At 68.5% G+C, this 20,960-nt stretch carries 22 protein-coding genes; 9 read left to right on the forward strand and 13 right to left on the reverse strand.

What is annotated here, in order from left to right:
* Positions 1 to 52: 52 nt before the first annotated feature.
* Positions 53 to 514, forward strand: coding sequence for a MarR family winged helix-turn-helix transcriptional regulator (locus tag ABCN56_RS06165; RefSeq protein ID WP_343079880.1), 462 nt, complete (start codon positions 53 to 55; stop codon positions 512 to 514).
* A gap of 10 nt (positions 515 to 524) precedes the next feature.
* Here the strand turns inward: ABCN56_RS06165 and hypE are convergent, their stop codons facing one another.
* From hypE to ABCN56_RS06230, 13 genes are all read right to left on the reverse strand, one after another.
* Positions 525 to 1,547 carry a hydrogenase expression/formation protein HypE gene (gene hypE, locus ABCN56_RS06170; RefSeq protein WP_343080127.1) on the reverse strand — a complete coding sequence of 341 codons (1,023 nt, stop codon included), beginning with the start codon at positions 1,545 to 1,547 and terminating at the stop codon, positions 525 to 527.
* A gap of 25 nt (positions 1,548 to 1,572) precedes the next feature.
* On the reverse strand, positions 1,573 to 2,706 hold the full coding sequence (gene hypD, locus ABCN56_RS06175) for a hydrogenase formation protein HypD (RefSeq protein WP_343079881.1): 1,134 nt from the start codon (positions 2,704 to 2,706) through the stop codon (positions 1,573 to 1,575).
* Complete coding sequence (hypC, locus tag ABCN56_RS06180) at positions 2,703 to 2,993, reverse strand: HypC/HybG/HupF family hydrogenase formation chaperone (RefSeq protein WP_343079882.1); 291 nt, start codon at positions 2,991 to 2,993, stop codon at positions 2,703 to 2,705. The genes hypD and hypC overlap by 4 nt, the downstream gene beginning before the upstream one ends.
* Positions 2,994 to 3,010: 17 nt before the next feature.
* Positions 3,011 to 3,772 (reverse strand): hydrogenase nickel incorporation protein HypB, encoded by a 762-nt coding sequence (gene hypB / locus ABCN56_RS06185; protein WP_343079883.1) that lies wholly within the window; start codon positions 3,770 to 3,772, stop codon positions 3,011 to 3,013.
* Positions 3,772 to 4,113, reverse strand: coding sequence for a hydrogenase maturation nickel metallochaperone HypA (gene hypA / locus ABCN56_RS06190; protein WP_343079884.1), 342 nt, complete (start codon positions 4,111 to 4,113; stop codon positions 3,772 to 3,774). Before hypA ends, hypB begins: the two co-directional genes overlap by 1 nt.
* The gene (locus tag ABCN56_RS06195; protein ID WP_343079885.1) at positions 4,106 to 5,041 is read right to left on the reverse strand and encodes a hydrogenase expression/formation protein HupK; all 936 of its coding nucleotides are present in this window, start codon (positions 5,039 to 5,041) and stop codon (positions 4,106 to 4,108) included. The genes hypA and ABCN56_RS06195 overlap by 8 nt, the downstream gene beginning before the upstream one ends.
* A gap of 46 nt (positions 5,042 to 5,087) precedes the next feature.
* Positions 5,088 to 7,328: a carbamoyltransferase HypF gene (gene hypF, locus ABCN56_RS06200; protein ID WP_343079886.1), complete on the reverse strand. Its 2,241-nt coding sequence runs from the start codon at positions 7,326 to 7,328 to the stop codon at positions 5,088 to 5,090.
* Positions 7,329 to 7,409: 81 nt separating this feature from the next.
* Positions 7,410 to 8,501 (reverse strand): molybdenum ABC transporter ATP-binding protein, encoded by a 1,092-nt coding sequence (gene modC / locus ABCN56_RS06205; RefSeq protein WP_343079887.1) that lies wholly within the window; start codon positions 8,499 to 8,501, stop codon positions 7,410 to 7,412.
* Positions 8,498 to 9,193, reverse strand: a complete 696-nt coding sequence (gene modB / locus ABCN56_RS06210; RefSeq protein WP_343080128.1) for a molybdate ABC transporter permease subunit — start codon at positions 9,191 to 9,193, stop codon at positions 8,498 to 8,500. Before modB ends, modC begins: the two co-directional genes overlap by 4 nt.
* A complete protein-coding gene (gene modA / locus ABCN56_RS06215; protein WP_343079888.1) occupies positions 9,193 to 9,963 on the reverse strand; it encodes a molybdate ABC transporter substrate-binding protein in 771 nt (256 codons plus the stop codon). The genes modB and modA overlap by 1 nt, the downstream gene beginning before the upstream one ends.
* Positions 9,964 to 10,052: 89 nt before the next feature.
* Entirely contained in the window at positions 10,053 to 10,412 is a 360-nt protein-coding gene (locus tag ABCN56_RS06220; RefSeq protein ID WP_343079889.1) for a winged helix-turn-helix domain-containing protein, read from the reverse strand.
* Between the two features lie 355 nt (positions 10,413 to 10,767).
* Positions 10,768 to 11,622, reverse strand: coding sequence for a fumarylacetoacetate hydrolase family protein (locus ABCN56_RS06225; RefSeq protein ID WP_343079890.1), 855 nt, complete (start codon positions 11,620 to 11,622; stop codon positions 10,768 to 10,770).
* A 14-nt stretch (positions 11,623 to 11,636) separates the two neighbouring features.
* Entirely contained in the window at positions 11,637 to 12,389 is a 753-nt protein-coding gene (locus tag ABCN56_RS06230) for an SDR family oxidoreductase (RefSeq protein WP_343079891.1), read from the reverse strand.
* 208 nt (positions 12,390 to 12,597) lie between these two features.
* Between ABCN56_RS06230 and ABCN56_RS06235 the strand changes: the two genes are divergently transcribed.
* From ABCN56_RS06235 to ABCN56_RS06270, 8 genes are all read left to right on the forward strand, one after another.
* Positions 12,598 to 14,187, forward strand: a complete 1,590-nt coding sequence (locus ABCN56_RS06235; RefSeq protein ID WP_343079892.1) for an ABC transporter substrate-binding protein — start codon at positions 12,598 to 12,600, stop codon at positions 14,185 to 14,187.
* Between the two features lies 1 nt (position 14,188).
* Positions 14,189 to 15,244 carry an ABC transporter permease gene (locus ABCN56_RS06240; RefSeq protein ID WP_425466075.1) on the forward strand — a complete coding sequence of 352 codons (1,056 nt, stop codon included), beginning with the start codon at positions 14,189 to 14,191 and terminating at the stop codon, positions 15,242 to 15,244.
* Positions 15,245 to 15,246: 2 nt separating this feature from the next.
* The gene (locus tag ABCN56_RS06245; RefSeq protein WP_425466085.1) at positions 15,247 to 16,149 is read left to right on the forward strand and encodes an ABC transporter permease; all 903 of its coding nucleotides are present in this window, start codon (positions 15,247 to 15,249) and stop codon (positions 16,147 to 16,149) included.
* Positions 16,146 to 16,979, forward strand: coding sequence for an ABC transporter ATP-binding protein (locus ABCN56_RS06250; RefSeq protein ID WP_343079895.1), 834 nt, complete (start codon positions 16,146 to 16,148; stop codon positions 16,977 to 16,979). Before ABCN56_RS06245 ends, ABCN56_RS06250 begins: the two co-directional genes overlap by 4 nt.
* On the forward strand, positions 16,979 to 17,740 hold the full coding sequence (locus tag ABCN56_RS06255; RefSeq protein ID WP_425466076.1) for an ABC transporter ATP-binding protein: 762 nt from the start codon (positions 16,979 to 16,981) through the stop codon (positions 17,738 to 17,740). Before ABCN56_RS06250 ends, ABCN56_RS06255 begins: the two co-directional genes overlap by 1 nt.
* Positions 17,737 to 18,786 carry a dipeptidase gene (locus ABCN56_RS06260; protein ID WP_343079896.1) on the forward strand — a complete coding sequence of 350 codons (1,050 nt, stop codon included), beginning with the start codon at positions 17,737 to 17,739 and terminating at the stop codon, positions 18,784 to 18,786. The genes ABCN56_RS06255 and ABCN56_RS06260 overlap by 4 nt, the downstream gene beginning before the upstream one ends.
* On the forward strand, positions 18,783 to 19,976 hold the full coding sequence (locus ABCN56_RS06265; protein ID WP_343079897.1) for a winged helix-turn-helix domain-containing protein: 1,194 nt from the start codon (positions 18,783 to 18,785) through the stop codon (positions 19,974 to 19,976). Before ABCN56_RS06260 ends, ABCN56_RS06265 begins: the two co-directional genes overlap by 4 nt.
* Before the next feature lie 91 nt (positions 19,977 to 20,067).
* A complete protein-coding gene (locus tag ABCN56_RS06270) occupies positions 20,068 to 20,958 on the forward strand; it encodes a DMT family transporter (RefSeq protein WP_343079898.1) in 891 nt (296 codons plus the stop codon).
* The last annotated feature ends 2 nt before the right edge of the window (positions 20,959 to 20,960 follow it).

Raw genomic sequence — 20,960 nt, forward strand, 5'->3', positions numbered from 1 at the left:
AAGCAGCGGTATCAACGAATCAAGGCGCGCCGGAACACTGAGGAGCGGCCCGATGCTATCTATCCACGACATGCCAGGCCACCTGATCCGGAGGCTGCACCAGATCTCCACCTCGGTCTTCGCCGACCGCGTGGCCGAGGCGGGCCATGACATCACGCCCGTGCAGTTCGCGGCGCTGGCGACGATCGAGGCCAATCCCGGGATCGACCAGGCGACGCTCGCCGGGCTCATCGCCTATGACCGGGTGACGATCGGCGGCGTCGTTGACCGGCTGGAGGCCAAGCGGCTTCTGGAGCGGGCGGTCAGCCCCCGGGACAGGCGCGCGCGAGTCCTGGAGTTGACTCCGGAGGGCAAGGCTCTGATGGCCGTGCTGAGGCCCGTCGTCGTGGCGTTGCAGGACGACATCCTTCCGGGGATGACGACGAAGGAGAAGACGGAGTTCCTGCGGCTTCTCGCCAAGACGGCGGCCGCGGGAAACTCCCTGAGCCGCGCGCCGCTATCCCTGCCCGAGTAGGGCGGAAACTTCAGCAGATCCGCGGAAGCTGTTCGCCAAGCGGCATGTCGACGATGCGCGAGCCCCCGAAGGCGGTGTTCATGGTCACCATGCCGGGCCGCTCCGCCACCGCGCGGCCGATGATCGCGGCGCCCGCCCCTTCCGGCCGCGCGCGAATCGCGGAAAGCGCGTCCCCCGACTGATCCTCCGGCACGAAGAGAACGAGAGTGCCTTCGTTGGCGAGGTAGAGCGGATCGAGTCCGAGGATCTCGCACATCCCCTGCACCTCCGGCCGAACGGGAATCGCGCCTTCGTCGAGCGCGACCCCCACGCCCGCCGCCAGAGCCATCTCGTTGAGCGCCGCCGCAAGCCCGCCGCGCGTCGCATCCCGCGCCGCCCGGATGCCCGGCGCGGCCTCGAGCGCGGCCTCCATGAGATGCCCTAGCGCGGCGCAGTCCGACCGGATGTCGGCGGAAAGGGCGAGTTCCCCCCGCGCCGCAAGGATCGCGGCGCCGTGGTCGCCCAGCGGCCCGTTGACGATCGCGACGTCGCCCGGACGGATGAGCCGCGCGGCCAGATCGCGGCCGGGAGCAATCACGCCCACGCCCGTCACGCTGACGAAGACGCCGTCGCCCTTGCCCCGTTCGACGACCTTCGTGTCGCCGGTGACGATGGCGACGCCTGCAACCTCGGCCTCCATCCGCATCGACCGGGCAATACGGGACAGCAGGGCGATTTCGGCTCCCTCCTCGATGATGAAGGCGGCCGAAAGCCAGAGCGGCCGTGCCCCGCCGACAGCGAGGTCGTTGACCGTGCCGCAGACGGCGATCTTTCCGATATCCCCGCCGGGAAACTCGAGCGGTGAGACCGTGTAGCCATCCGTCGTGATCGCGAGGCGGGCACCCGGCTCGGCCAGTGAGGGATGCGTCACGCGCGCCTGATCCTCGGCCGTTTCCGAACCGAAGACCGGGGCGAAGACCTCCTCGATCAGGTCACGCATCGCCTGCCCGCCGCCGCCGTGAGCGAGGGTCACATGGGTGTCGCGCAAGGGCATGAAGGCTCCGTCATGCGAATGGCTGTCATCGCGCTGCGGCACCACGCGCGCCGGCATATTGCCAGTAGGCCGCGCAAGCGCCCTCGGAGGAAACCATGAGAGCGCCCAAGGGCGTCGCCGGCGTGCAGCCGCTGCCGAATTGCGGGCAATCCGTCGGCTTCAGCCGCCCGGTCATCACCGCCCCACAGGCGCAGCCCTCGGCCTCCGCCACAGCTCCCGCGCCGTAGCCGATGCCGAATTTCTCCTCGGCATCGAAGGCGGCGTGGGTGGCGCGGATGCGCAGGCCCGAGGCGTCGATCTCTCCGAGGCCCCGCCAGGCGAAGGAGGGGCGCGGTTCGTAGACCTCGGCGATGGCGGCAAGGCTTGCCGGGTTCCCTTCCTCCGGCACGACGCGGGAATACTGGTTCTCCACCTCCGCCCGGCCCTCCGCGATCTGGGTCAGGACCATGAGCACGGATTGCAGTAGGTCCAGAGGTTCGAACCCGGCGACGACGATGGGCTTGCCGAAGTCGTGCGCGATGAAATCGTAGGGCCTGAGCCCGATCACCATCGAGACATGGCCCGGACCGATGAACCCGTCGATCGCCATGTCCGGGTCCTGAAGCAGCGCGCGGATCGGCGGCGGAACGGTGATGTGGTTGCAGAAGACGGAGAAGTTCCCGATCCCCTCGCGCGCCGCCTGGAGGATGGTGAGCGCGGTCGCGGGGGTCGTCGTCTCGAAGCCGAGACCGAAGAACACGACCTCGCGCTCAGGTTCCTTTCGGGCCAGCGCCAGCGCATCGAGGGGCGAGTAGACCACTCGGATGTCTGCCCCGCGGGCCTTCGCCTGCATCAGGCTGCCGCTCGTTCCGGGGACGCGCACTGCATCGCCGAAGGTGATGAAGATGACGCCGGGGCGGCTCGCGATTTCCGCAGCGTCGTCGACGCGTTGCATAGGCAGGACGCAGACCGGGCAGCCCGGGCCATGCAGGAACTCGACGCTTGGCGGCACGAGCTTGTCCAGCCCGTGCCGGAAGATCGCATGGGTGTGGCCGCCGCAGATTTCCATGATGCGCACCGGGACGTCGGCCGTCGCGCCGATCCGGTCGCAGGTTATGGATATCGCGCCCAGAATGCGGCGCGCCGCGAGGGGATCGCGAAAGTCCTGCGTCAGGTTCATTCCCCCGCCTCCAGAGCGCGGGCACTTTCGGCCATCGCGTCGAGCGCCTCCGCCTCCTCGCCCATGCGGCGAAGCGCTTCGAGCGTGCGCTGCGCCTCGTCCTCGTCGATGAGAGCCATCGCGAAGCCCACGTGAATGAGGACCCAGCGCCCGACGACGGCTTCGGGGTCTTCCCCGCCGACGCAGGCCAAGCTGACCTCCCGCCGAACGCCGGAGATGTCCGCCAGCGCCATCTGACGTCCGGCGTCGGTCACCGCAACGATCCGTCCCGGGATGCCGAGGCACATGTCCCGCCCCCTTTTTCCTATTCGGCCGCCTGGCCAAGCGACTTGGCCGCCAGGCCACGGCGGAGCCAGGCGATCCAGGCCCCGACGCCCTCGCCAGTCTTCGCGGAAACCCGCATGACCTCGATATCCGGGTTCACCCGGCGCAGGTTCGCTTCGTAGGCGTCGAGGTCGGCGTCGCAATGCGGCGCGAGGTCGATCTTCGTCAGTATCGCGAGCCTCGCCGTGGCGAATATGTCGGCGTATTTCAGCGGCTTGTCCTCGCCTTCCGTGACGGAGAGGATCGCCACGCGCGCATCTTCGCCAAGGTCGAAGGCGGCCGGACAGACGAGGTTGCCGACGTTCTCGATGAACAGCAGGCTCGCCGGGACGAGCGCAAGGTCATCGATGGCATGCCCGACCATGTGCGCGTCGAGGTGGCAGCCCTTCCCGGTGTTTATCTGCACCGCCCGGGCGCCCGCCTCGCGGATCCGGTCGGCATCGCACGTGGTCTGCTGATCCCCCTCGATCACCGCGAGCGGCGTGCCGTTCAGCGCCGCGATGGTCTTGCAGAGAAGCGTGGTCTTCCCCGCCCCGGGCGACGAAACGAGGTTGACCGAGAAGGCCCCGAGGCCGGCCAGCGCGCGACGGTTCGCTGCGGCGAGGGTGTCATTCTTCGACAGGATCGCGGTTTCGACGGCTACGAGCCCGGGTTCTGCGGGGCCGTGGCTGTGGCTGTGTCCGTGGGTGTGGCCGTGCAGATGGAATTGGCCTCCGTCGCCGCAGCCGCAGGTCGTGCACATCACGCCACCTCCATGTCCTTCACGCGCATCTCGTCGCCCCCGGTCGGGCGCAGCCGTTCCCCACCGCAGCGCGGGCACGGCGCGAGGCGGCCGGCAAGTTCGACCTCCTCGCCGCAATCATAACAATGGGCGCGGCCCGGGAGGTCAATGATTTCCAGTTCCGCCCCTTCGGCCGGACTGCCCTGCATCGCCGCTTCGAAGGCGAAGGCGAGGGCCGATTTCTCGACCGCCGCGAAGGCGCCGATCTCAAGGCGAAGGCGAAGGACGCGTCGGAAGCCGCGCGCGCGGGCCTCGTCCTCGACAATCTCGCGGATCGCGCGGGCAAGGGATAGTTCATGCATCGGCGGCCTCGATGCGGACGCTCATGCACGGATCGAACAGTTGAACGAGAAGCGGCAGGAGGTGGCGCCTGGCGGGGGGCAGCGCGGCTATGGCGGTTGCGAGCGCGCCGTCGGGTGCAATCATGTCGTCCGTCGGCGTGCGGCGGCTGAGCGCCATCACGACGCCGTCGGAAACCTTGGCAGAGACGGTATAAAGGCCGCGGGCGGAGGGGGCCGAGGCCCGGCCGGGGCCGAGGGCGACAGGCGCGGGAATGGTTCCGTCAAGGCAGGCCCCGGCATCGACCAGACGGCCCGTGGCTCGCCACAAGGGTCCCCGGCCATGTTTTCCCTTGATCTCTCGAAGGAGAGGATGCGCGGAGTGTCGCGCGGCCGGCGAGTTCTCGCAAGGCGCGGCGGCCGGGGCAAGGGGAAGGGAATCGCTCACGGCCTCGCCCGGCGCGAAGGCATTCGCGATCGCCGTCAGAACGGGCGCGGCCCCCTGCCCCGCAGCGAGCCAATCCGCGAAGGCGCCGAGGCCGTGCGGCAGCGTGCGGCGCGGTCCGAACAGGGCGGCGGCGGTCGCGTCAGGGTCCTCGGCCCAACCGGCGGGCAACTTCAGCGGAGGCAGTCCGAACCGGGCAGGCAAAAGGAAACAAAAGTGAAGTACATGGTCGCGCAAGATCTCGGCCCGAAGGCGCGTCTCTCCCTCCGGGTCGGGCGGCAATCCCAGGCAGAGGCGAAGCGCTCCCTCCTGCGCCGCGCGGCAAAGGTTGAATACGCGCGGGAGCGTTTCCGCCACCTCGGCCACGGGGCGACCCGTGACCAGCGTGGCGACCTGGATCTCGTCCGACACTTGAAACACCGGCATGAGGCGGCCATCAGCCTCCCCGACAGTGATCGTCAGGCTTCGACCCAGGGGGCGGGGGGCATTGGCGGTGTCTGGCGGCATCTGGGCTCTTTCTTCGCATCCAGCGAACAGGCCGGCGACGCCCGCGTCAACTCCCCTTCGCCGCGGCAACGAGCGCCTGGCCGAGGGCCAGGCCGCCGTCGTTCGGAGGAACGGCACCATGTGTAAGGACCGGGAGGCCATCAAGCGCGGCGAGCGTCAGTTCGAGAAGACGCGCGTTCTGGAAACAGCCACCGGAAAGGGCGACAGCGCGGGCGGCGCCGGTTTCAACGAGCCGGCGGGCACGGACGGCAAAGGCCTCCGCGAGCCCGGCGTGAAAGCGGGCCGCTATGGCCCCGGGGCTTTCGGCATCCAAATCGTGAGCGAGGGCGCGAAACATCGGGGCGGGATCAATGCGCCGGGGGTCCTCGCCCATCGGGTAGGGATCGGCGCGTCCTTCGGCCAGGGTTTCAAGGCGCATGGCCGCCTCCCCTTCATAGCTCTGCGCTGGCGGACAGAGCCAGAGGCAGGCGGCCACCGCGTCGAAAAGACGGCCGGCGGAAGAGGCCGCGGGCGCATTGACCCCGGCGGCAATCGCGGCGCGGACGGCCGCGCGCGGCGCGTCGGGAAAGAGGCGGTCGGCGACTTCCGGAAGACCCGCCGCGTCGAGCCGAACGAGAGCGTTGCGCCAGGGCTCTCGCGAAGCCGCGTCCCCGCCGGGGAGCGGGGCTGGCGCGAGCTGGGCGGCCCGCGTGAACCCACGGTAGTCGCCGAGAAGAAGCTCCCCGCCCCAGCTGGTGCCGTCCGGGCCGAGGCCGGTTCCGTCGAGCACGATCCCGGCGACGGGACCTCCATCGAGCGGCCAGAGGTTTTCGCCGAGGCAGGCGGCGAGGTGGGCGTGATGGTGCTGGACATGCACAAGTGGCAGGCCCGTGGCCTTCCCCCGCGTCTCGGCATGCCGGGTGGCGCGGTAGCCGGGGTGGAGGTCGCAGGCCAGGGCCTCCGGGAGGTGTTCGAAGATCGCGGCGTAATCGGCTTCGGCCGCGAGGAACTCGGCCCAGGCAAGCGGATCGTCGAGGTCTCCGAGGTGATGTGAGAGGAGCGCTTCGCCGGATTTCAACAGACACGGCGCGGACTTGATCTGCCCCCCGACGGCGAGGATGCGCGGGGCCGCTTCGAACCCCGGCGGAAGCGGAAGCGTCGACGGAGCGCGGCCACGCCCGCGGCGGAGCGTGACGGGACCGCGGGGCGTGATCCGCTCGACACCGTCGTCCAGCTTTCGGGCAATCTCGCGGTCGTGCATGAGGAATGCGTCGGCGATATGGCCGAGCTTCGCCCGCGCCTCGGCGTTACCGGTGACCTGCGGCTCGCCCGAGAGGTTGCCGGAGGTCATCACGACCGGACCGGGGAATTGGTTGAGAAGAAGATGGTGCAGCGGCGTGTGCGGGAGCATGAAGCCCAGCGTGGAAAGGCCCGGCGCGACGGCTTTGGGCAGGGCGTCGTGCGCGTCGAGAAGAACGATCGGGGCGGCGGGGCTGGCCAGCAGTGCCTCGGCCGCGGGCGGAACATGGGCGTGGACGCGGACGACCGGCAAAGACGCCATGAGCGCAAAGGGCTTGCCCGGGCGGCGCTTGCGCGCGCGAAGCGTGGCGAGCGCATCGGCGCTAGTCGCGTCACAGGCGAGGTGGAAGCCGCCAAGCCCCTTGATGGCGAGTATCTGCCCCGCACGCAGCCGCCTCGCGGCCTCGGCAACGGGATCGCCCGGCACCTCTTCTCCCCCCGCCTCGAGCCAGAGCCGGGGCCCGCAGGCGGGACAAGCGATGGGCTGCGCGTGGAACCGCCGGTCAGCGGGGTCTTCGTACTCGGCGCGGCAGGCGGGGCACATTTCGAACTCCGCCATCGTCGTCGCCGCGCGGTCGTAGGGAAGCGAGCGCAGGATCGAAAAGCGCGGGCCGCAATTGGTGCAGTTGGTGAAGGCATAACCCTGGCGCCGACCGGGTCCCCGGATCTCCGCGGCGCAGTCGGTGCAGGTCGCCGCGTCGGGCACGACGCCCGTCTCGGCACCATGCCCCGTCGAAGGCACGATCAAGAAACCGGTCGGTCGGGCCGCGAACCTGTGCGGCGTGCTTTCGACCGACGTGACCTTGGCCAGCGGGGGGAGGTCGTCGGACAGAGCGGCCTCGAAGTCCGGGAGGGCCGGGCCGGCGGCGAGGATCAGGACGCCTTCCGCGTCGTTCTTCACCTCGCCCACGATCCCCAGCCGCTGGGCGAGATGCCAGACGAAGGGACGAAACCCCACCCCTTGCACACGGCCGCGAACGCGGATGCGGAGGCCGGTCGCCCCGTTCATCCGATGCTCCTCAGCCGCGCGCGAACTCTCGTCTTCATGCCCGCAGAATAGCCGCAGTGGCCCCGCCCCGTAAGCTCCGCCTCAGCCCGTCCCGACATCGGCCGGCGCGACCGCGACCGACTTCACGATCGCATGGCAATCCGTTCCCGGTTCCAGCGCCAGCGCCTCGGCCGAACGCCGGGTGATGCGCGCGAGGATGAGGTCTTCGCCCGCGCGGAGCTGGACGATCACCCCCGGCCCTTCGCCGCGCTTCACTCCGGTGACGGTGGCGGGCAGGATGTTGAGGGCGGAAAGCCCCTCCGGCCGGGCGCGGGAGAGGATGACGTCATGCGCCGGGATGCGGACGCGCAGCCGCGTGCCGGGTTCGGCGGAAATCCGGGGAAGCAGGATCCGCCCCGCGCTGACCGCCAGTTCGGTGAGATCGTCAGCATGATGGGCAACGACACGCGCCGGAAGGAGAGCGCCCGCCTCCCGGACGCCGAGAAGGGGCGCGGCGGCCGGGTCGGACAGCATGTCCGCCGCCGGACCAGCCCGGACGACACGACCTGCCTCCAGCACGACGATCGTCGTCGCGAGGCGGGCGACCTCGGACAGGGCGTGGCTGACGTAGAGGATGGGCACGCCGGCCTCATCCCTGAGCCGCTCGAGAAACGGAAGGATTTCCGCCTTGCGTGCCGCGTCGAGGGCCGAAAGCGGTTCGTCCATCAGAAGAAGCCGTGGCCGCGACAAGAGCGCGCGGCCGATGGCGACGCGCGAGGCTTCCCCTCCCGAGAGAGCGCCCGGGCGGCGCGGTAGCAGCGCCTCTATCCCGAGAAGCCCGACGATACGGTCGAAGTCACCCCCATGCCCACCGGCCCCGGGCGCCAGACGGGCGCCGTAAAGAAGATTCTGGCGGACCGTCAGGTGGGGGAACAGACGCGGTTCCTGGAAAACATATCCGATGCGGCGCTTGTGCGGGGGCAGCCAGATCCCATTCGCACTGTCCTGAAGCGCCGTACCGTCGAGCGTGATCCGCCCCTCGTCCGGCCGCAGAAGGCCCGCGACCGCGTTGACGACCGTCGTCTTCCCGGAGCCCGAGCGGCCGAACAGCGCGGTGACGCCGGGCGGAGCCTCGAAGGCGGCGTCGAGCATGAAGCCCCTGAAACGGTGGCGGAGCGAGACGCAGAGGGTCATTTCCCGGCGATCCTCCGCGCTACCCGGCGGGATACCCATTCCGACAGGAACAGCGCCGTCATGGCGACCGCAATCGCAACGACGACGAGGCGCAAGGCGGAGGACTCACCGCCCGGCACCTGCAGGAAGGCGTAGACGGCGGAGGGCAGCGTCTGGGTCTGGCCGGGGATGTTCGAGACGAAGGTGATCGTGGCTCCGAATTCCCCCATCGCCTTGGCGAAGCCGAGGATCGCGCCGGCGAGGATGCCGGGGAGTATGAGGGGCAACGTGACGGTGGCAAAGACCCGGAGCCTCGATGCGCCGAGGGTCGCCGCGGCTTCCTCGAGCTTCGGGTCCACGGCTTCTATCGAGAGGCGGATGGCGCGGACCAGGAGCGGGAAGGCCATCACGGCTCCGGCAAGGGCCGCGCCGGTCCAGCGGAAGGCGAAGGTGAAGCCGAAAGCCTGGTCGAGGAATGCGCCGACCGGCCCTTTGCGGCCGAACGCGAGCAGAAGGAGGTAGCCGGTAACGACCGGGGGCAGGATCAGCGGCAGGTGCACCAGGCCGTTGAGGAGCCCCCTGCCCCAGAACCTGCCGCGCGCGAGCGCGAGGGCCACGAGGATGCCGGCGGGAAGGCTGAGGAGCGTCGCCCAGAACGCCACCTTGAGCGAAAGCGCGACGGCCTGCCATTCCTCCGGGCCAAGAGCCGCGATCACGGGGCTCGCCCCGGCAGGGTGAAGCCCTGGGTCGCGAAGATCGCGGCCGCTTCGGGCGTTGCGAGCCAGTCGAGGAAGGCAGCCGCCGCCTCGGCCGCTTCGCTTCCCGCGATCACGGCGCCCGGATAGACGATCGGTTCATGCGAGTCCGCCGGAAAGGTGCCCACGACACTGACGCGGGGCTCGGCCACGGCATCGGTCGCGTAGACGATCCCGTAGGGCGCCTCGCCCGTAGCGACGAGGGCCAGCGCGGCGCGGACGTTTTCGGCCTGCGCGACGCGCGGTGCGACGGCATCCCAGAGGCCGAGGCTCTCGAGCGCCTGCTTGCCGTAGATACCTGCCGGGACGCTGTCGACCATCGCCATGGCGAGGTGACCATCGCCCAGTCGCCCCGCGAGGTCGAAGCCAGGGCCGATCTCTTCCGCCGTGCCGGCCTCGTGCGCCACCAGAACGATCTCGCTGCCGAAGAGGTCGCGCCGCGTGCCGGGATCCAGCAGCCCCGCGGCGTCGAGCGCCTCCATCCAGTCGAGGCTCGCGGAGATGAAGATGTCGGCGGGTGCGCCAGCCTCGATCTGACGGGCGAGCGCGGAGGTCGCCGCGTAGGAAAGCGTCACCCCGTTCCCCGATGCCGCCCGCCATTCCGCCGCGGCGGCATCGAGCGCGGTCTGCAGGCTCGCCGCCGCGAAGACCGTTATCTCCGCCGCCCGAGCGGGCGCGCCGACGAACACGGCGATCGCAAGGGCGGAAACCAGGTGGCGGAGGGACATGACGGCGAACCTCAGGAGCGATATGTCCCGCGAAACATATCATCCGGAGACAAGTGCGGGGCAAGCGTTATTTCTGACAAGACATATCCCTATTCTTCCACCCGAATGCGCGCCGTTATCTCCGCGACCTCCTTCGCCGCGGCCTCGACACTCGCCGCCTCGAGGCGGCGATAGGCCGCAAGAATCGCCACCCCCGCCTCGGTCAGCCGCGCCCCGCCACCCTGAGCGCCCCCACGCGCGCTTTCGACGAGGGGCTCGGCGAACATGTCGTTCATGGTTTCCACCAGCGTCCAGGCGCGCTTGTAGCTCATCCCCATACGGCGGCCTGCCGCAGCGATGGAACCGGTCTCGGCAATCCCGTCGAGCAGGTCCGCCTTGCCAGGGCCGATCATTCGCCCCTTGCCGAAAACCAGCCGGATCCTGAGCTGCGGAGTCTCAGCCCCACCCATCGGCTATTCCTTCCGCGCCCGGTCGAGACGGGTATGGGTCTTATCGGTGAAGCGCCGCCTCCCCGTCCCGCGCCCGGCGAGTGCCGGAAACAGAAAGTCGAGCCTGTCCGCGATCCCTGAGGCAGGCGTCATGCGGCAACTGGCACGACTTCCGGTGCTTGGCCCGTCCGTGCGGGCACGGGCGAGCCTCTGGCGATGGATCGGATTGCATCCGGGCAAGGCGCGGAAATCGTCGCGTCGGCCGCAACCGGACTTCGGGGGCTCGTCCCTGATCCGCGACGGGAGGGCGGCGCCGGACTCGCGCCGCGTGAAGAACACCGCCCTGTCCGGAAGACCCAGCTCCATCGCCGCGCACTCAGGCCCGGACGACCTTCTGGGTCTGCGTCCCGAGCCCCTCGATCCCGAGCTTCATGACCTCGCCGCCCTTCAGATAGACCGGCGGCTTGTGCCCCATGCCGACGCCCGGAGGCGTTCCCGTGGTGATGACGTCGCCTGCCTGGAACGACATGAAGCGGCTGCAGTAGCTGATGATATGCGCCACGTTGAAGATCATCGTGGAAGTGGATCCGTTCTGGCGGCGCACGCCGTCCACGTCGAGCCACATGTTGAGGTTGCCGACGTCGCCAAGCTCGTCCGGAGTGACGAGCCAGGGGCCGAGCGGGCCGAAGGTGTCGCAGCCCTTGCCCTTGTCCCAGGTGCCGCCGCGCTCGATCTGGAACTCGCGCTCGCTGACGTCGTTGACGACGCAGTATCCGGCGACGTGGGACAGCGCATCCGCCTCTTCGATGTAGCGGCCGGGCTTGCCGATGATGACGCCGAGTTCCACCTCCCAGTCGGTCTTCTCCGAGCCGCGCGGGATTTCCACGTCGTCATCAGGACCGACGATTGCCGACGTCCACTTGTTGAAGATCACCGGCTCCGCCGGCACCGGAAGGCCGCTTTCGGCCGCATGGTCGGCGTAGTTGAGGCCGATGCAGACGAACTTGCCGACCTGGCCCACACATGGCCCAAGCCGAAGGTCGTCCTGCGGCGTCCCCGCGACCACCGGCAGCTTCGCGGGGTCGAGAGCCTTCAGCCGGGCGATACCCTCCGGCTCCAGAACGTTCCCGGCGATGTCCGGAACCACGCCTGACAGATCCCGGACGCGGCCATCGGCATCGAGCAGGCCGGGTTTCTCGAGGCCCTTGGGCCCGTAGCGGAGCAGTTTCATGCTGGTTTCCTTTCCTAGATCGTGACGCCGCCGTCGACGAGCATCGCCTGCCCGGTGACGAAACGGCTTTCGTCAGACAGGAGATAGACCACCAACGGCGTGATATCGTCCACAGTCGCGAGCCGGCCCATCGGCTGGCGGGCGATGAAATCCTTTTCGGCCTGCACGGGATCGGCCGCCGAGGCGATCCGGCCCCTGAGGCTCGGCGTGTCCACGGTGCCGGGGCAGAGCGCGTTGCAGCGGAGGCCCTGCTTCACGAAGTCAGCAGCGACCCCCTTTGTCAGGCCGATCACGGCAGCCTTGGTGGCGCCATAAGCCGTGCGGTTCGGGAAGCCTTTGATCGAGCCGGCCATCGACGCCATGTTCAGCACCGCGACCCCGCCCGTCTCCTCCGCGCGCGAAAGCATTCCCGGCAGGAACGCCCTCAGCATCCGGTACATCGAGGTCACGTTGAGGTCGAGGCTGAAAGCCCAGTCCTCCTCGGATATCTCCAGCACCGTGCCGTGGTGGACGAAGCCCGCGCAATTGAAGAGGCCATCGAGGGGCGGCAAATCCGCGGCCATCCCGGCGATCGCGTCCGCGTCACGCACGTCGAGTTGTCGCGTCTCGATCCTGCCGCCCGAAACTTCCGGCAGATCGGTCATCTTCCCGGCGTCGATGTCCACCGCGATCACGCTCGCGCCTTCCGCCGCGCAGGCGATGGCGCTGGCGCGGCCGATACCCTGCCCCGCAGCCGAGATGAGAATTCGCTTGTCCTTGAGACGCATGCGTCGGCCCCTCCCCTGCACTGTCCGCCAGACCCTAGCCAATTGCCCACCGACGCGGCAATGCTCAAGTTCCCCGCTCGTCTGAGGTTTTCCGCCCCTCAAGGCGCTTGACACAAAATTGGGCCCGACGGTTAATCGGTGCATGTCGGCCTGACGCCGGGCAACGGCGCGGGCACGCACGAGACTCCAACAGAGAGGAACTCAAGCCATGCTACACAGTCGCAAGCTACTTGCAGCGGCTCTCTCGGCGCTGCTGATCGGAGCGGTGCCCGCCCGGGCCGAGGCGCCGCCTGACACGTTCATCCAGGCCTGGGCAATCGACGACATCATTTCGCTGGACCCTGCGGAAATCTTCGAATTCACCGCCGCCGAAATCGCCGGCAACACGTATGAGCGGCTGATCGGCTACGACCCGAACGACGTGTCGAACATCTTCGGCGTGATCGCCGAAAGCTGGCAGGTGGCTCCGGACGGGAAGTCGATCTCCTTCACGATCCGCGAGGGACGCACTTTCGCCTCCGGCAACCCGATCACCGCCGAGGACGTGGTGTTCTCGCTCGTCCGCGCCGTGAAGCTCGACAAGTCGCCGGCCTTCATCCTCACGCAGTTCGGCCTGAACGCCGACAACGTGGAAGAGATGGTCGTGCAGACCGGCGACTATTCCTTCGACTTCAAGATGGACAACGCCTATGCGCCGACGCTGGTTCTCTATTGCCTGACGTCGACCGTCGCCTCGGTCGTCGACAAGAAGCTCGCGATGGAGCACGAGGCGAATGGCGACTTCGGCTACGAATGGCTGAAGACGGCCTACGCCGGGTCCGGCCCCTTCACGATCCGCGAATGGCGGGCGAACGAGGCCGTCGTTCTTGAGCGGAACGAAAACTTCTCCGGCGACAAGCCGGCGATGGCGCGCGTGATCTACCGCCACATTCCGGAAGGCGCCACGCAACGCCTGCTTCTGGAACAGGGCGACATCGACATCGCCCGAGACCTCGGGCCGACCGAGATCGATGCACTTTCCTCCAACCCCGACATCGTCATCGAGAGTGGGGTGAAGGGCGCGATCTACTACCTCGGCCTGAACCAGAAGAACGAGTACCTCTCGAAACCGCAGGTCCGCCAGGCGATGAAATACCTGATCGACTATCAGGCGATCGCCGACACGATCATGAAGGGCACCGTGCAGGTGCACCAGGCCTTCCTGCCCAAGGGCTTCCTTGGCGCGCTGGAAGACACGCCCTTCTCGCTCGACGTCGAGAAGGCGAAGGCGCTCCTCGCGGAAGCAGGTGTGCCGGACGGGTTCACCGTCACGATGGACACCCGCAACACGCCCGACATCACCGGGATCGCGCAGGCGATCCAGCAGACGATGGCGCAGGCGGGGATCAAGCTCGAACTCATCCCCGGCGATGGGCAGCAGACGCTGACCAAGTACCGCGCGCGCAACCACGACATCTACATCGGCCGCTGGGGACCGGACTATCAGGACCCCCACACCAACGCCGACACCTTCGCGCGCAACCCGGACAACAGCGACGAGGCGGCTTCGAAGCCGCTGGCCTGGCGCAACGCCTGGGATATCCCCGAGATGACCGCCGAGGCCGACGCCGCGGTGCTGGAGCCCGACGCGGGCAAGCGCGCGGAGATGTACCTGGCGCTGCAGCGCCAGCACCAGGAAGTGTCGCCTTTCGTCATCATGTTCCAGGAGATCGAGGTGATCGGGCGCCGGAAAAACGTCCAGGGCTTCGTCATCGGGCCGTCGTTCGACTCCAACAACTATGCGGGCGTGACCAAGTAAGATGCCCCTAATGACAAAGATCAGGGGGCGCCGCGGCGCCCTCTGGCTCTGGCGGATCGCGAAGCTTTTCGCGACCGTGGCGCTGACCTTCCTCGGCCTGCTGATCGTCACTTTCCTGATCGGGCGCGTCGTGCCCGTCGACCCGGTCCTGGCCGTGATTGGCGACCGGGCGCCGCAATCGGTCTATGACCGCGTCTACGTCGAGCTTGGCCTCGACCGGCCGCTCTACGAGCAGTTCTGGATCTACCTCCAGAAGGTCCTGAGCGGAGATTTCGGGCAGAGCTTCCTGACCAAGCGGGCCATCACCGACGACATCGCGCGCGTCTTCCCTGCGACAGTGGAACTCGCCACCGTCTCCATTCTGATCGGCACGCTCATCGGCATCCCGATGGGAGTTCTGGCCGCGGTGCGGCAGGGCCGGCTGGCCGACCAGATCGTGCGTGTCCTGGGGCTCATCGGCTATTCCGCCCCGATCTTCTGGCTCGGCCTCGTCGGACTTCTCGTCTTCTATGCCCGCCTGCACTGGGTATCCGGCCCGGGGCGGATCGACATCGCCTACGAGTACACCTTCACGCCCCGGACGGGGCTGCTCCTCTGGGACAGCGCGAGCCAGGGGCAGTGGGACGCCTTCCGCAACGTGCTGAGCCATATTCTCCTGCCGGCATCGCTGCTGGGCTATTACTCGATGGCCTATATCAGCCGGATGACCCGCAGTTTCATGCTCGCGGAACTGGCGCAGGAATACGTGACGACCGCGCGCGTGAAGGGCGTGCCGGAATGGCGGATCATCTGGGTCCACGCGCTCCGGAACGCCGCCGTGCCGCTCGTCACGGTGATTGCGCTTTCCTATGCGAGCCTCCTCGAGGGCTCCGTCCTGACCGAAACGGTCTTCGCCTGGCCGGGCCTCGGGCAATACCTTACGAACAGCCTCCAGAACGCCGACATGAACGCGGTCCTTGGCGGCACGCTGGTCATCGGCGCGATATTCGTCGGGCTGAACCTCCTGTCGGATCTGCTCTACACGCTGCTCGATCCGCGTGTCCGGAGGCGTGGATGACGGTGACGCGCGAATGGCTCCTGTCGGAACAACCCGCCTCGCGGCGGCAGGCGAGGCTCGGGCAGGCCTACCGGACATGGCTGTCCTTCCGCGGGAACTGGCTCGCCATGGTCGGGCTGGGGATCGTCATCGCGCTGGTCGTCGTGGCGGCTTTCGCCGACGTGATCGCACCGCACGACCCGGTCGTTGGCGGCGACCTGCGCACCGCGCGCCTTCTGCCGCCGGGCGCCGACGGCTATCTGTTAGGAACCGACGACCTCGCCCGCGACATCTTCAGCCGCGTGGTCCATGGCGCGCGGCTGACGCTTCTCGTCGTCACGCTCGTCGCAGTCATCGCGACGCCCATCGGCCTGCTCGTCGGCACGACCTCGGGTTATTTCGGCGGCTGGGTCGATACAATTCTCATGCGGATCACCGACATCTTCCTTGCCTTCCCGCGCCTCATCCTCGCGCTGGCCTTCGTCGCCGCACTCGGCCCGGGGATCGAGAACGCGATCATCGCCATCGCCATCACATCCTGGCCGCCCTATGCCCGCCTGGCCCGGGCCGAGACGCTGACCGTCCGGGGCAGCGACTACATCGCCGCGGTGAAGCTGCAAGGTGCGGGCCCGGTCCGCATCATCTGGGGGCATATCGTTCCGCTCTGCCTTTCGTCGGTCGTCATCCGCGTCACGCTAGACATGGCCGGCATCATCCTGACGGCAGCGGGCCTTGGCTTCCTGGGGCTCGGCGCGCAGCCCCCGCAGCCGGAATGGGGCGCGATGGTCGCGGCGGGGCGGCACTTCCTGATCGACCAGTGGTGGGTCGCCACGATCCCGGGCATCGCGATCTTCGTCGTCTCACTGGGGTTCAACCTGCTCGGCGACGGCCTGCGCGACGTCCTCGATCCGAAGGGGCGCAAATGACCGAGCTTCTGACCGTCGACGATCTTCGCGTCACCTACCCCACCCGGCAGGGCCCGTCCGAGGTCGTGCGGGGCGTCTCCTTCGCGCTTGGCCGCGAAAGGCTCGGCATCGTGGGCGAAAGCGGGTCCGGCAAGTCGCAGACGGGCCGCGCGATCCTGGGCCTGACACCGCCGCCGGGCGTCGCGACGTCGAAGCGGCTCGAATTCGACGGGATCGACCTGCGCGCGGCCTCGCCCGCCACCTGGCGCAAGCTCAGAGGCGCGCGGATGACGATGGTGATGCAGGACCCGAAATTCTCGCTGAACCCTGTCATGCAGATCGGCAGGCAACTGATGGAGGTCCTGAAGTTCCACGGCGGCGAAAGCCGCGCCGACCGAAGGGCGCGCGCCCTCGCGATGCTGGAGGCGGTGCAGATCCGCGACCCCGAGAGGGTCTTTCGCGCCTACCCGCACGAGCTTTCCGGCGGCATGGGGCAGCGCGCGATGATCGCGATGATGCTGGTGACCGAACCCGACCTCCTGATCGCGGACGAGCCGACCTCGGCCCTCGACGTCACGGTTCAGATCGAGGTTCTGCGGATCCTCGACAAGCTCGTGGCGGAGCGCGGCATGGGCCTCATCCTCATCAGCCACGACTTGCGGCTCGTGTCCTCTTTCTGCGACCGGGTTCTGGTGATGTATGCCGGGCGGGTGGTCGAGGAGCTGCGCGCCGCCGACCTGCACAAGGCGCAGCACCCTTACACGCAGGGTCTAATGAACTGTCTGCCGAAGATCGAGGGAGGCGCGCGGCCCCTTCCCACGCTTCGCCGCGACGCGTCCTGGGCGCTCTGATGCTGATCGAGATCGAAAACCTCCACGTCACCTTCGGCCACGGTCTCGACGCCGTCCACGCGGTGCAGGGCGTCAGCCTTGCGGTGAATGAGGGCGAAAGCTACGGGATCGTGGGGGAGAGCGGGTCGGGCAAATCGACCGTGCTGCGGGCCATATGCGGGCTCGCGCCGACCAGCGCGGGGGAGATCCGGATGGACGGCATGCCCCTGCGAACGCCGCGAAGCGCGGCCTTCTACCGCCGGGTCCAGATGGTCTTCCAGGATCCCTATGCCTCCCTCCATCCCCGCCACACCGTGGACCGGGTCCTTTCCGAGCCTCTGGCCATCCACGGCTTCGACCGGCGCGAGGAGCGGATCAACCAGGCGCTGGCCGACGTGGGCCTCGGCCAGGGCTTCCGCTTCCGCTACCCGCACCAGCTTTCCGGCGGGCAGCGCCAGCGCGTCGCGGTGGCGCGCGCGCTGATCCTGGAACCCAGGGTGCTCCTTCTGGACGAACCGACCTCGGCGCTCGACGCCTCGATCCAGGCGGAGGTCCTGAACCTCCTCGACCGGCTCCGCGCGGAACGGGGGCTGACCTACCTCATGGTCAGCCACGACCTCGCCGTGGTCGGGCACATGTGCGAACGGCTCCTGGTCATGCAGAATGGCGAGGGGGTGGAGGAACTGGCGCGCGCGGATCTTCGTGCCCGTCGCGCCGAGACCCCCTATACACGAAAGCTCCTTGCGGCGAGCGAGGGTTACAGACCGGCGGAGGCTTCATGATCCCGGTATTCGACGGCCACAACGACTTTCTGCTGCGGCTTCTGAAGGCGCCGGAAGACCGGGAGACGATCTGGCTCAAGGGCGACGGCAAGGGGCACCTCGACCTTCCCCGCATGAAGCAGGGCGGCTTCGCCGGGGGTTTCTTCGCGGTCTACATCCCCTCGCCCGAGGCCGGTGACGGGCACGATCACGACAAGCTCATGGACGCGCCGCCCTACGACCTGCCGCTTCCCGAACTCATCGGGCTCGACGGCGCGCTGCCGGTCGCGATGGCCATGGTCGGGCATCTCTGCTGGATGGAGCGGACGGGAACCCTGAAGATCTGCCGGAGCGTCCCCGAGATCCGCGACTGCATGGCGCGGGGCGTGATCGCCGCGATCCTGCACATGGAAGGCGCGGAGGCAATCGACGAGGATCTGGACGCGCTCCACGTCTGGCACGCGGCGGGGCTCCGGTCCCTTGGGCCGGTCTGGTCGCGGCCGACGATCTTCGGGCACGGCGTGCCCTTCCGCTTTCCGGGCGACCCCGATACGGGCGATGGCCTGACCGACGCCGGCAAGCGCCTCATCCGCGAGTGCAACGCGCTGAAGATCATGTTGGACCTGTCGCACCTGAACGAGAAGGGCTTCGACGACGTCGCCGCGATCTCGGACGCTCCCCTGGTGGCGACGCATTCCAATGCCCATGCCCTGACACGTTCGACCCGAAACCTGACGGACCGCCAGCTCGCGCTGATCCGCGAAACCGGCGGCATGGTCGGCCTGAACTTCGCCACCATCTTCCTGAGGGAGGACGGACGGAAGCGGCCATTCGAGGGCTGGGACCCGGTGCTGCGCCACCTCGACTACCTCATCGAACGTCTCGGAGAGGACCACGTTGGCTTCGGATCGGACTTCGACGGGGCGACCCTGCCCGCCGACCTCGGCGACGTCGCGGGGCTGCCGCGATTGACCGAGGAACTGAGGAAGCACGGATATGGCGAGACGCTGCTCAGGAAGCTCGCGCACGAGAACTGGCTGTCGCTGCTCGACTGCACCTGGAGATGAGCCTTCCGGTCCTGAAGAACCGCGCCGCTCGACGGCTGTTCCTGGATCGGCACGCGCTGGCCGAGCAGCCGGTCGGACCAGCCAAGGGCGATGACCTGCTGGCACTGATCCGGCGCCTCGGCTTCGTGCAGCTGGACAGCATCAACACGGTCGAGCGCGCGCATCACATGATCCTGTGGTCGCGGCGTCAATCCTACCGGCCCGGCGCGCTGAAACGGCTTCTCGAGAAGGACCGAAGGCTTTTCGAGCACTGGACCCACGACGCTTCGGTGATCCCGACGGAGTTCCTCGCACATTGGCGCCTTCGCTTCGCGCGGGACGCCGAAACGCTCAGAAGCCGCTATCGCGACTGGCAGGGCCCGGAATTCGAAGCGAAGCTCGACGAAGTTCTCGCGCGGATCGCGGCGGAAGGCCCGGTGCGGTCGGGCGAGGTCGGCGAGGACGAGGCGCGGGGCAAGGGCGGCTGGTGGGAATGGCATCCGTCGAAGACCGCGCTCGAATTCCTGTGGCGAAGCGGGCAGCTCGCCGTGACGCGGCGGGAGGGCTTCGCCAAGGTCTATGACCTGGCCGAGAGGGTCTATCCCGAGGCCCCGGCGCTTTCGGAGGCGGAGACGATCGACTGGGCCTGCGGCGCGGCGCTGGATCGGCTCGGCTTCGCGACGACGGGCGAGATCGCTGCGTTCTGGGCGAAGGTCCGGCCGGAGGAGGCGAAGGACTGGGCCGCCAGGGCGCTGAAGCGCGGCGAAATCGAGGAGGTCGCCGTCGAAGGCGCGGACGGGGCGCGGAGGCGCTCCTTCGCGCGGCCGGACGTGATCGGGGCGGCGGATAGCGCGCCGGAAGCCCCTGCCCGGCTGCGCATCCTGTCACCCTTCGATCCGGCCCTGCGGGACCGGGCGCGCGCGGAACGGCTCTTCGGTTTCCACTACCGGATCGAGGTTTTCGTGCCAGAAGCGCAGCGCCGCTACGGATACTACGTGTTCCCGGTGATGGAGGGCGATGCTCTGATCGGCCGCCTCGACGCCCGCGCACGGCGGGCGGAGGGCGTGTTGCAGGTGGCAGGTTTCTGGCCGGAGCCGGGCGTGCGGATGGGCAAGCTTAGGCTCCGGCGACTGGAGGCGGAGCTCGACCGGCTCGCCCGTTTCGCGGGCTGCGACCGCGTCGCGTTCGACCCGGGCTGGCTAAGGCCCTGATACAGTCGAAAAACCGACCTGCCAGTCGGTCGCAATCAAGACAGATTGCGGCACGCGCCCGCACGACTGTCGCGCTCGGGAGGAGCGTGACATGTCAGAGCCAAGTTACCGGGTCGGGGTGATCCTCGTGCTGATCGCGGGGCTCCTGTGGTCGATGATGGGGCTGTTCATCCGGCTCATCGAAACGGCGGGAACCTGGCAGATCCTCCTCTACCGCTCGCTCGGTCTCGTGCCCGTCCTCTTCACCGTGATCGCGCTGCGCGCCGGCCGGGCACCCTTCGGACGCATCCGGCGCGCGGGCTGGACCGGAGTCGCCGGCGGCGTCGCGCTGGTCCTCGCGTTCTCAGGAGCGATCTTCGCGATCCAGTCGACCTCGGTCGCCAACGCGGTCTTCCTCTTCGCCGCCTCGCCACTACTGACTGCGGTCCTCGCATGGCCCCTCCTCCGCGAACCGGTCCGGGGCGCGACCTGGATCGCGATCATGATAGCCGGGGTCGGCATGTTCCTGATGGTGCGCGAGGGTCTCGCGCTCGGCGCGGGATGGGGCAATGGGGCGGCGCTCGTCTCGGCCCTCGGCTTCGCGATCTTCACCATCACCCTCAGGCGCGGGCGGAACGGCGACATGCTGCCGGCCGTGGTGATCGGCGGCGTCCTGTCGATTCTGACGGCGGTGGGCGTCCTCACCCTCAACGGGGAGCCGATCGAGGTGCCGGTTCGCGACATGGCGATAGCCGGGCTCATGGGCGCGCTGATCCTTGGCGGCGGGATGGCGGCCTACACGGCCGGAAGCCGCGCGGTGCCGGCCGCCGAACTGACGCTTCTGAGCATGGTCGAGGTGATGCTCGCCCCGGTCTGGGTCTTCGTGTTCCTCGCCGAGAAGACAAGCTTCAACACGCTCGTGGGGGGCGCGGTGCTACTCGCCGCGATCCTCTTCAACGCGTTTTCGGGAATGCGGCACCGGCCGCCGCCGCCGCTCGCCTGATA

The organism is Ostreiculturibacter nitratireducens, assembly GCF_032670585.1.
Lineage (GTDB): Bacteria > Pseudomonadota > Alphaproteobacteria > Rhodobacterales > Rhodobacteraceae > Ostreiculturibacter > Ostreiculturibacter nitratireducens.

What these genes read in the sequence shown, in the direction of transcription:
- ABCN56_RS06240 (WP_425466075.1), top strand. Translation starts at nt 14,189, where the DNA reads ATGCCCCTAATGACAAAGATCAGGGGGCGCCGCGGCGCCCTCTGGCTC.
- hypB (WP_343079883.1), bottom strand. Translation starts at nt 3,772, where the DNA reads ATGTGCACGACCTGCGGCTGCGGCGACGGAGGCCAATTCCATCTGCAC.
- hypF (WP_343079886.1), bottom strand. Translation starts at nt 7,328, where the DNA reads ATGAACGGGGCGACCGGCCTCCGCATCCGCGTTCGCGGCCGTGTGCAA.
- ABCN56_RS06250 (WP_343079895.1), top strand. Translation starts at nt 16,146, where the DNA reads ATGACCGAGCTTCTGACCGTCGACGATCTTCGCGTCACCTACCCCACC.
- ABCN56_RS06255 (WP_425466076.1), top strand. Translation starts at nt 16,979, where the DNA reads ATGCTGATCGAGATCGAAAACCTCCACGTCACCTTCGGCCACGGTCTC.
- ABCN56_RS06235 (WP_343079892.1), top strand. Translation starts at nt 12,598, where the DNA reads ATGCTACACAGTCGCAAGCTACTTGCAGCGGCTCTCTCGGCGCTGCTG.
- modA (WP_343079888.1), bottom strand. Translation starts at nt 9,963, where the DNA reads ATGTCCCTCCGCCACCTGGTTTCCGCCCTTGCGATCGCCGTGTTCGTC.
- modC (WP_343079887.1), bottom strand. Translation starts at nt 8,501, where the DNA reads ATGACCCTCTGCGTCTCGCTCCGCCACCGTTTCAGGGGCTTCATGCTC.
- hypE (WP_343080127.1), bottom strand. Translation starts at nt 1,547, where the DNA reads ATGCCCTTGCGCGACACCCATGTGACCCTCGCTCACGGCGGCGGCGGG.
- hypA (WP_343079884.1), bottom strand. Translation starts at nt 4,113, where the DNA reads ATGCATGAACTATCCCTTGCCCGCGCGATCCGCGAGATTGTCGAGGAC.
- ABCN56_RS06195 (WP_343079885.1), bottom strand. Translation starts at nt 5,041, where the DNA reads ATGCCGCCAGACACCGCCAATGCCCCCCGCCCCCTGGGTCGAAGCCTG.
- ABCN56_RS06230 (WP_343079891.1), bottom strand. Translation starts at nt 12,389, where the DNA reads ATGCGTCTCAAGGACAAGCGAATTCTCATCTCGGCTGCGGGGCAGGGT.
- hypD (WP_343079881.1), bottom strand. Translation starts at nt 2,706, where the DNA reads ATGAACCTGACGCAGGACTTTCGCGATCCCCTCGCGGCGCGCCGCATT.
- ABCN56_RS06270 (WP_343079898.1), top strand. Translation starts at nt 20,068, where the DNA reads ATGTCAGAGCCAAGTTACCGGGTCGGGGTGATCCTCGTGCTGATCGCG.
- ABCN56_RS06165 (WP_343079880.1), top strand. Translation starts at nt 53, where the DNA reads ATGCTATCTATCCACGACATGCCAGGCCACCTGATCCGGAGGCTGCAC.
- ABCN56_RS06225 (WP_343079890.1), bottom strand. Translation starts at nt 11,622, where the DNA reads ATGAAACTGCTCCGCTACGGGCCCAAGGGCCTCGAGAAACCCGGCCTG.
- ABCN56_RS06265 (WP_343079897.1), top strand. Translation starts at nt 18,783, where the DNA reads ATGAGCCTTCCGGTCCTGAAGAACCGCGCCGCTCGACGGCTGTTCCTG.
- ABCN56_RS06260 (WP_343079896.1), top strand. Translation starts at nt 17,737, where the DNA reads ATGATCCCGGTATTCGACGGCCACAACGACTTTCTGCTGCGGCTTCTG.
- hypC (WP_343079882.1), bottom strand. Translation starts at nt 2,993, where the DNA reads ATGTGCCTCGGCATCCCGGGACGGATCGTTGCGGTGACCGACGCCGGA.
- ABCN56_RS06220 (WP_343079889.1), bottom strand. Translation starts at nt 10,412, where the DNA reads ATGGGTGGGGCTGAGACTCCGCAGCTCAGGATCCGGCTGGTTTTCGGC.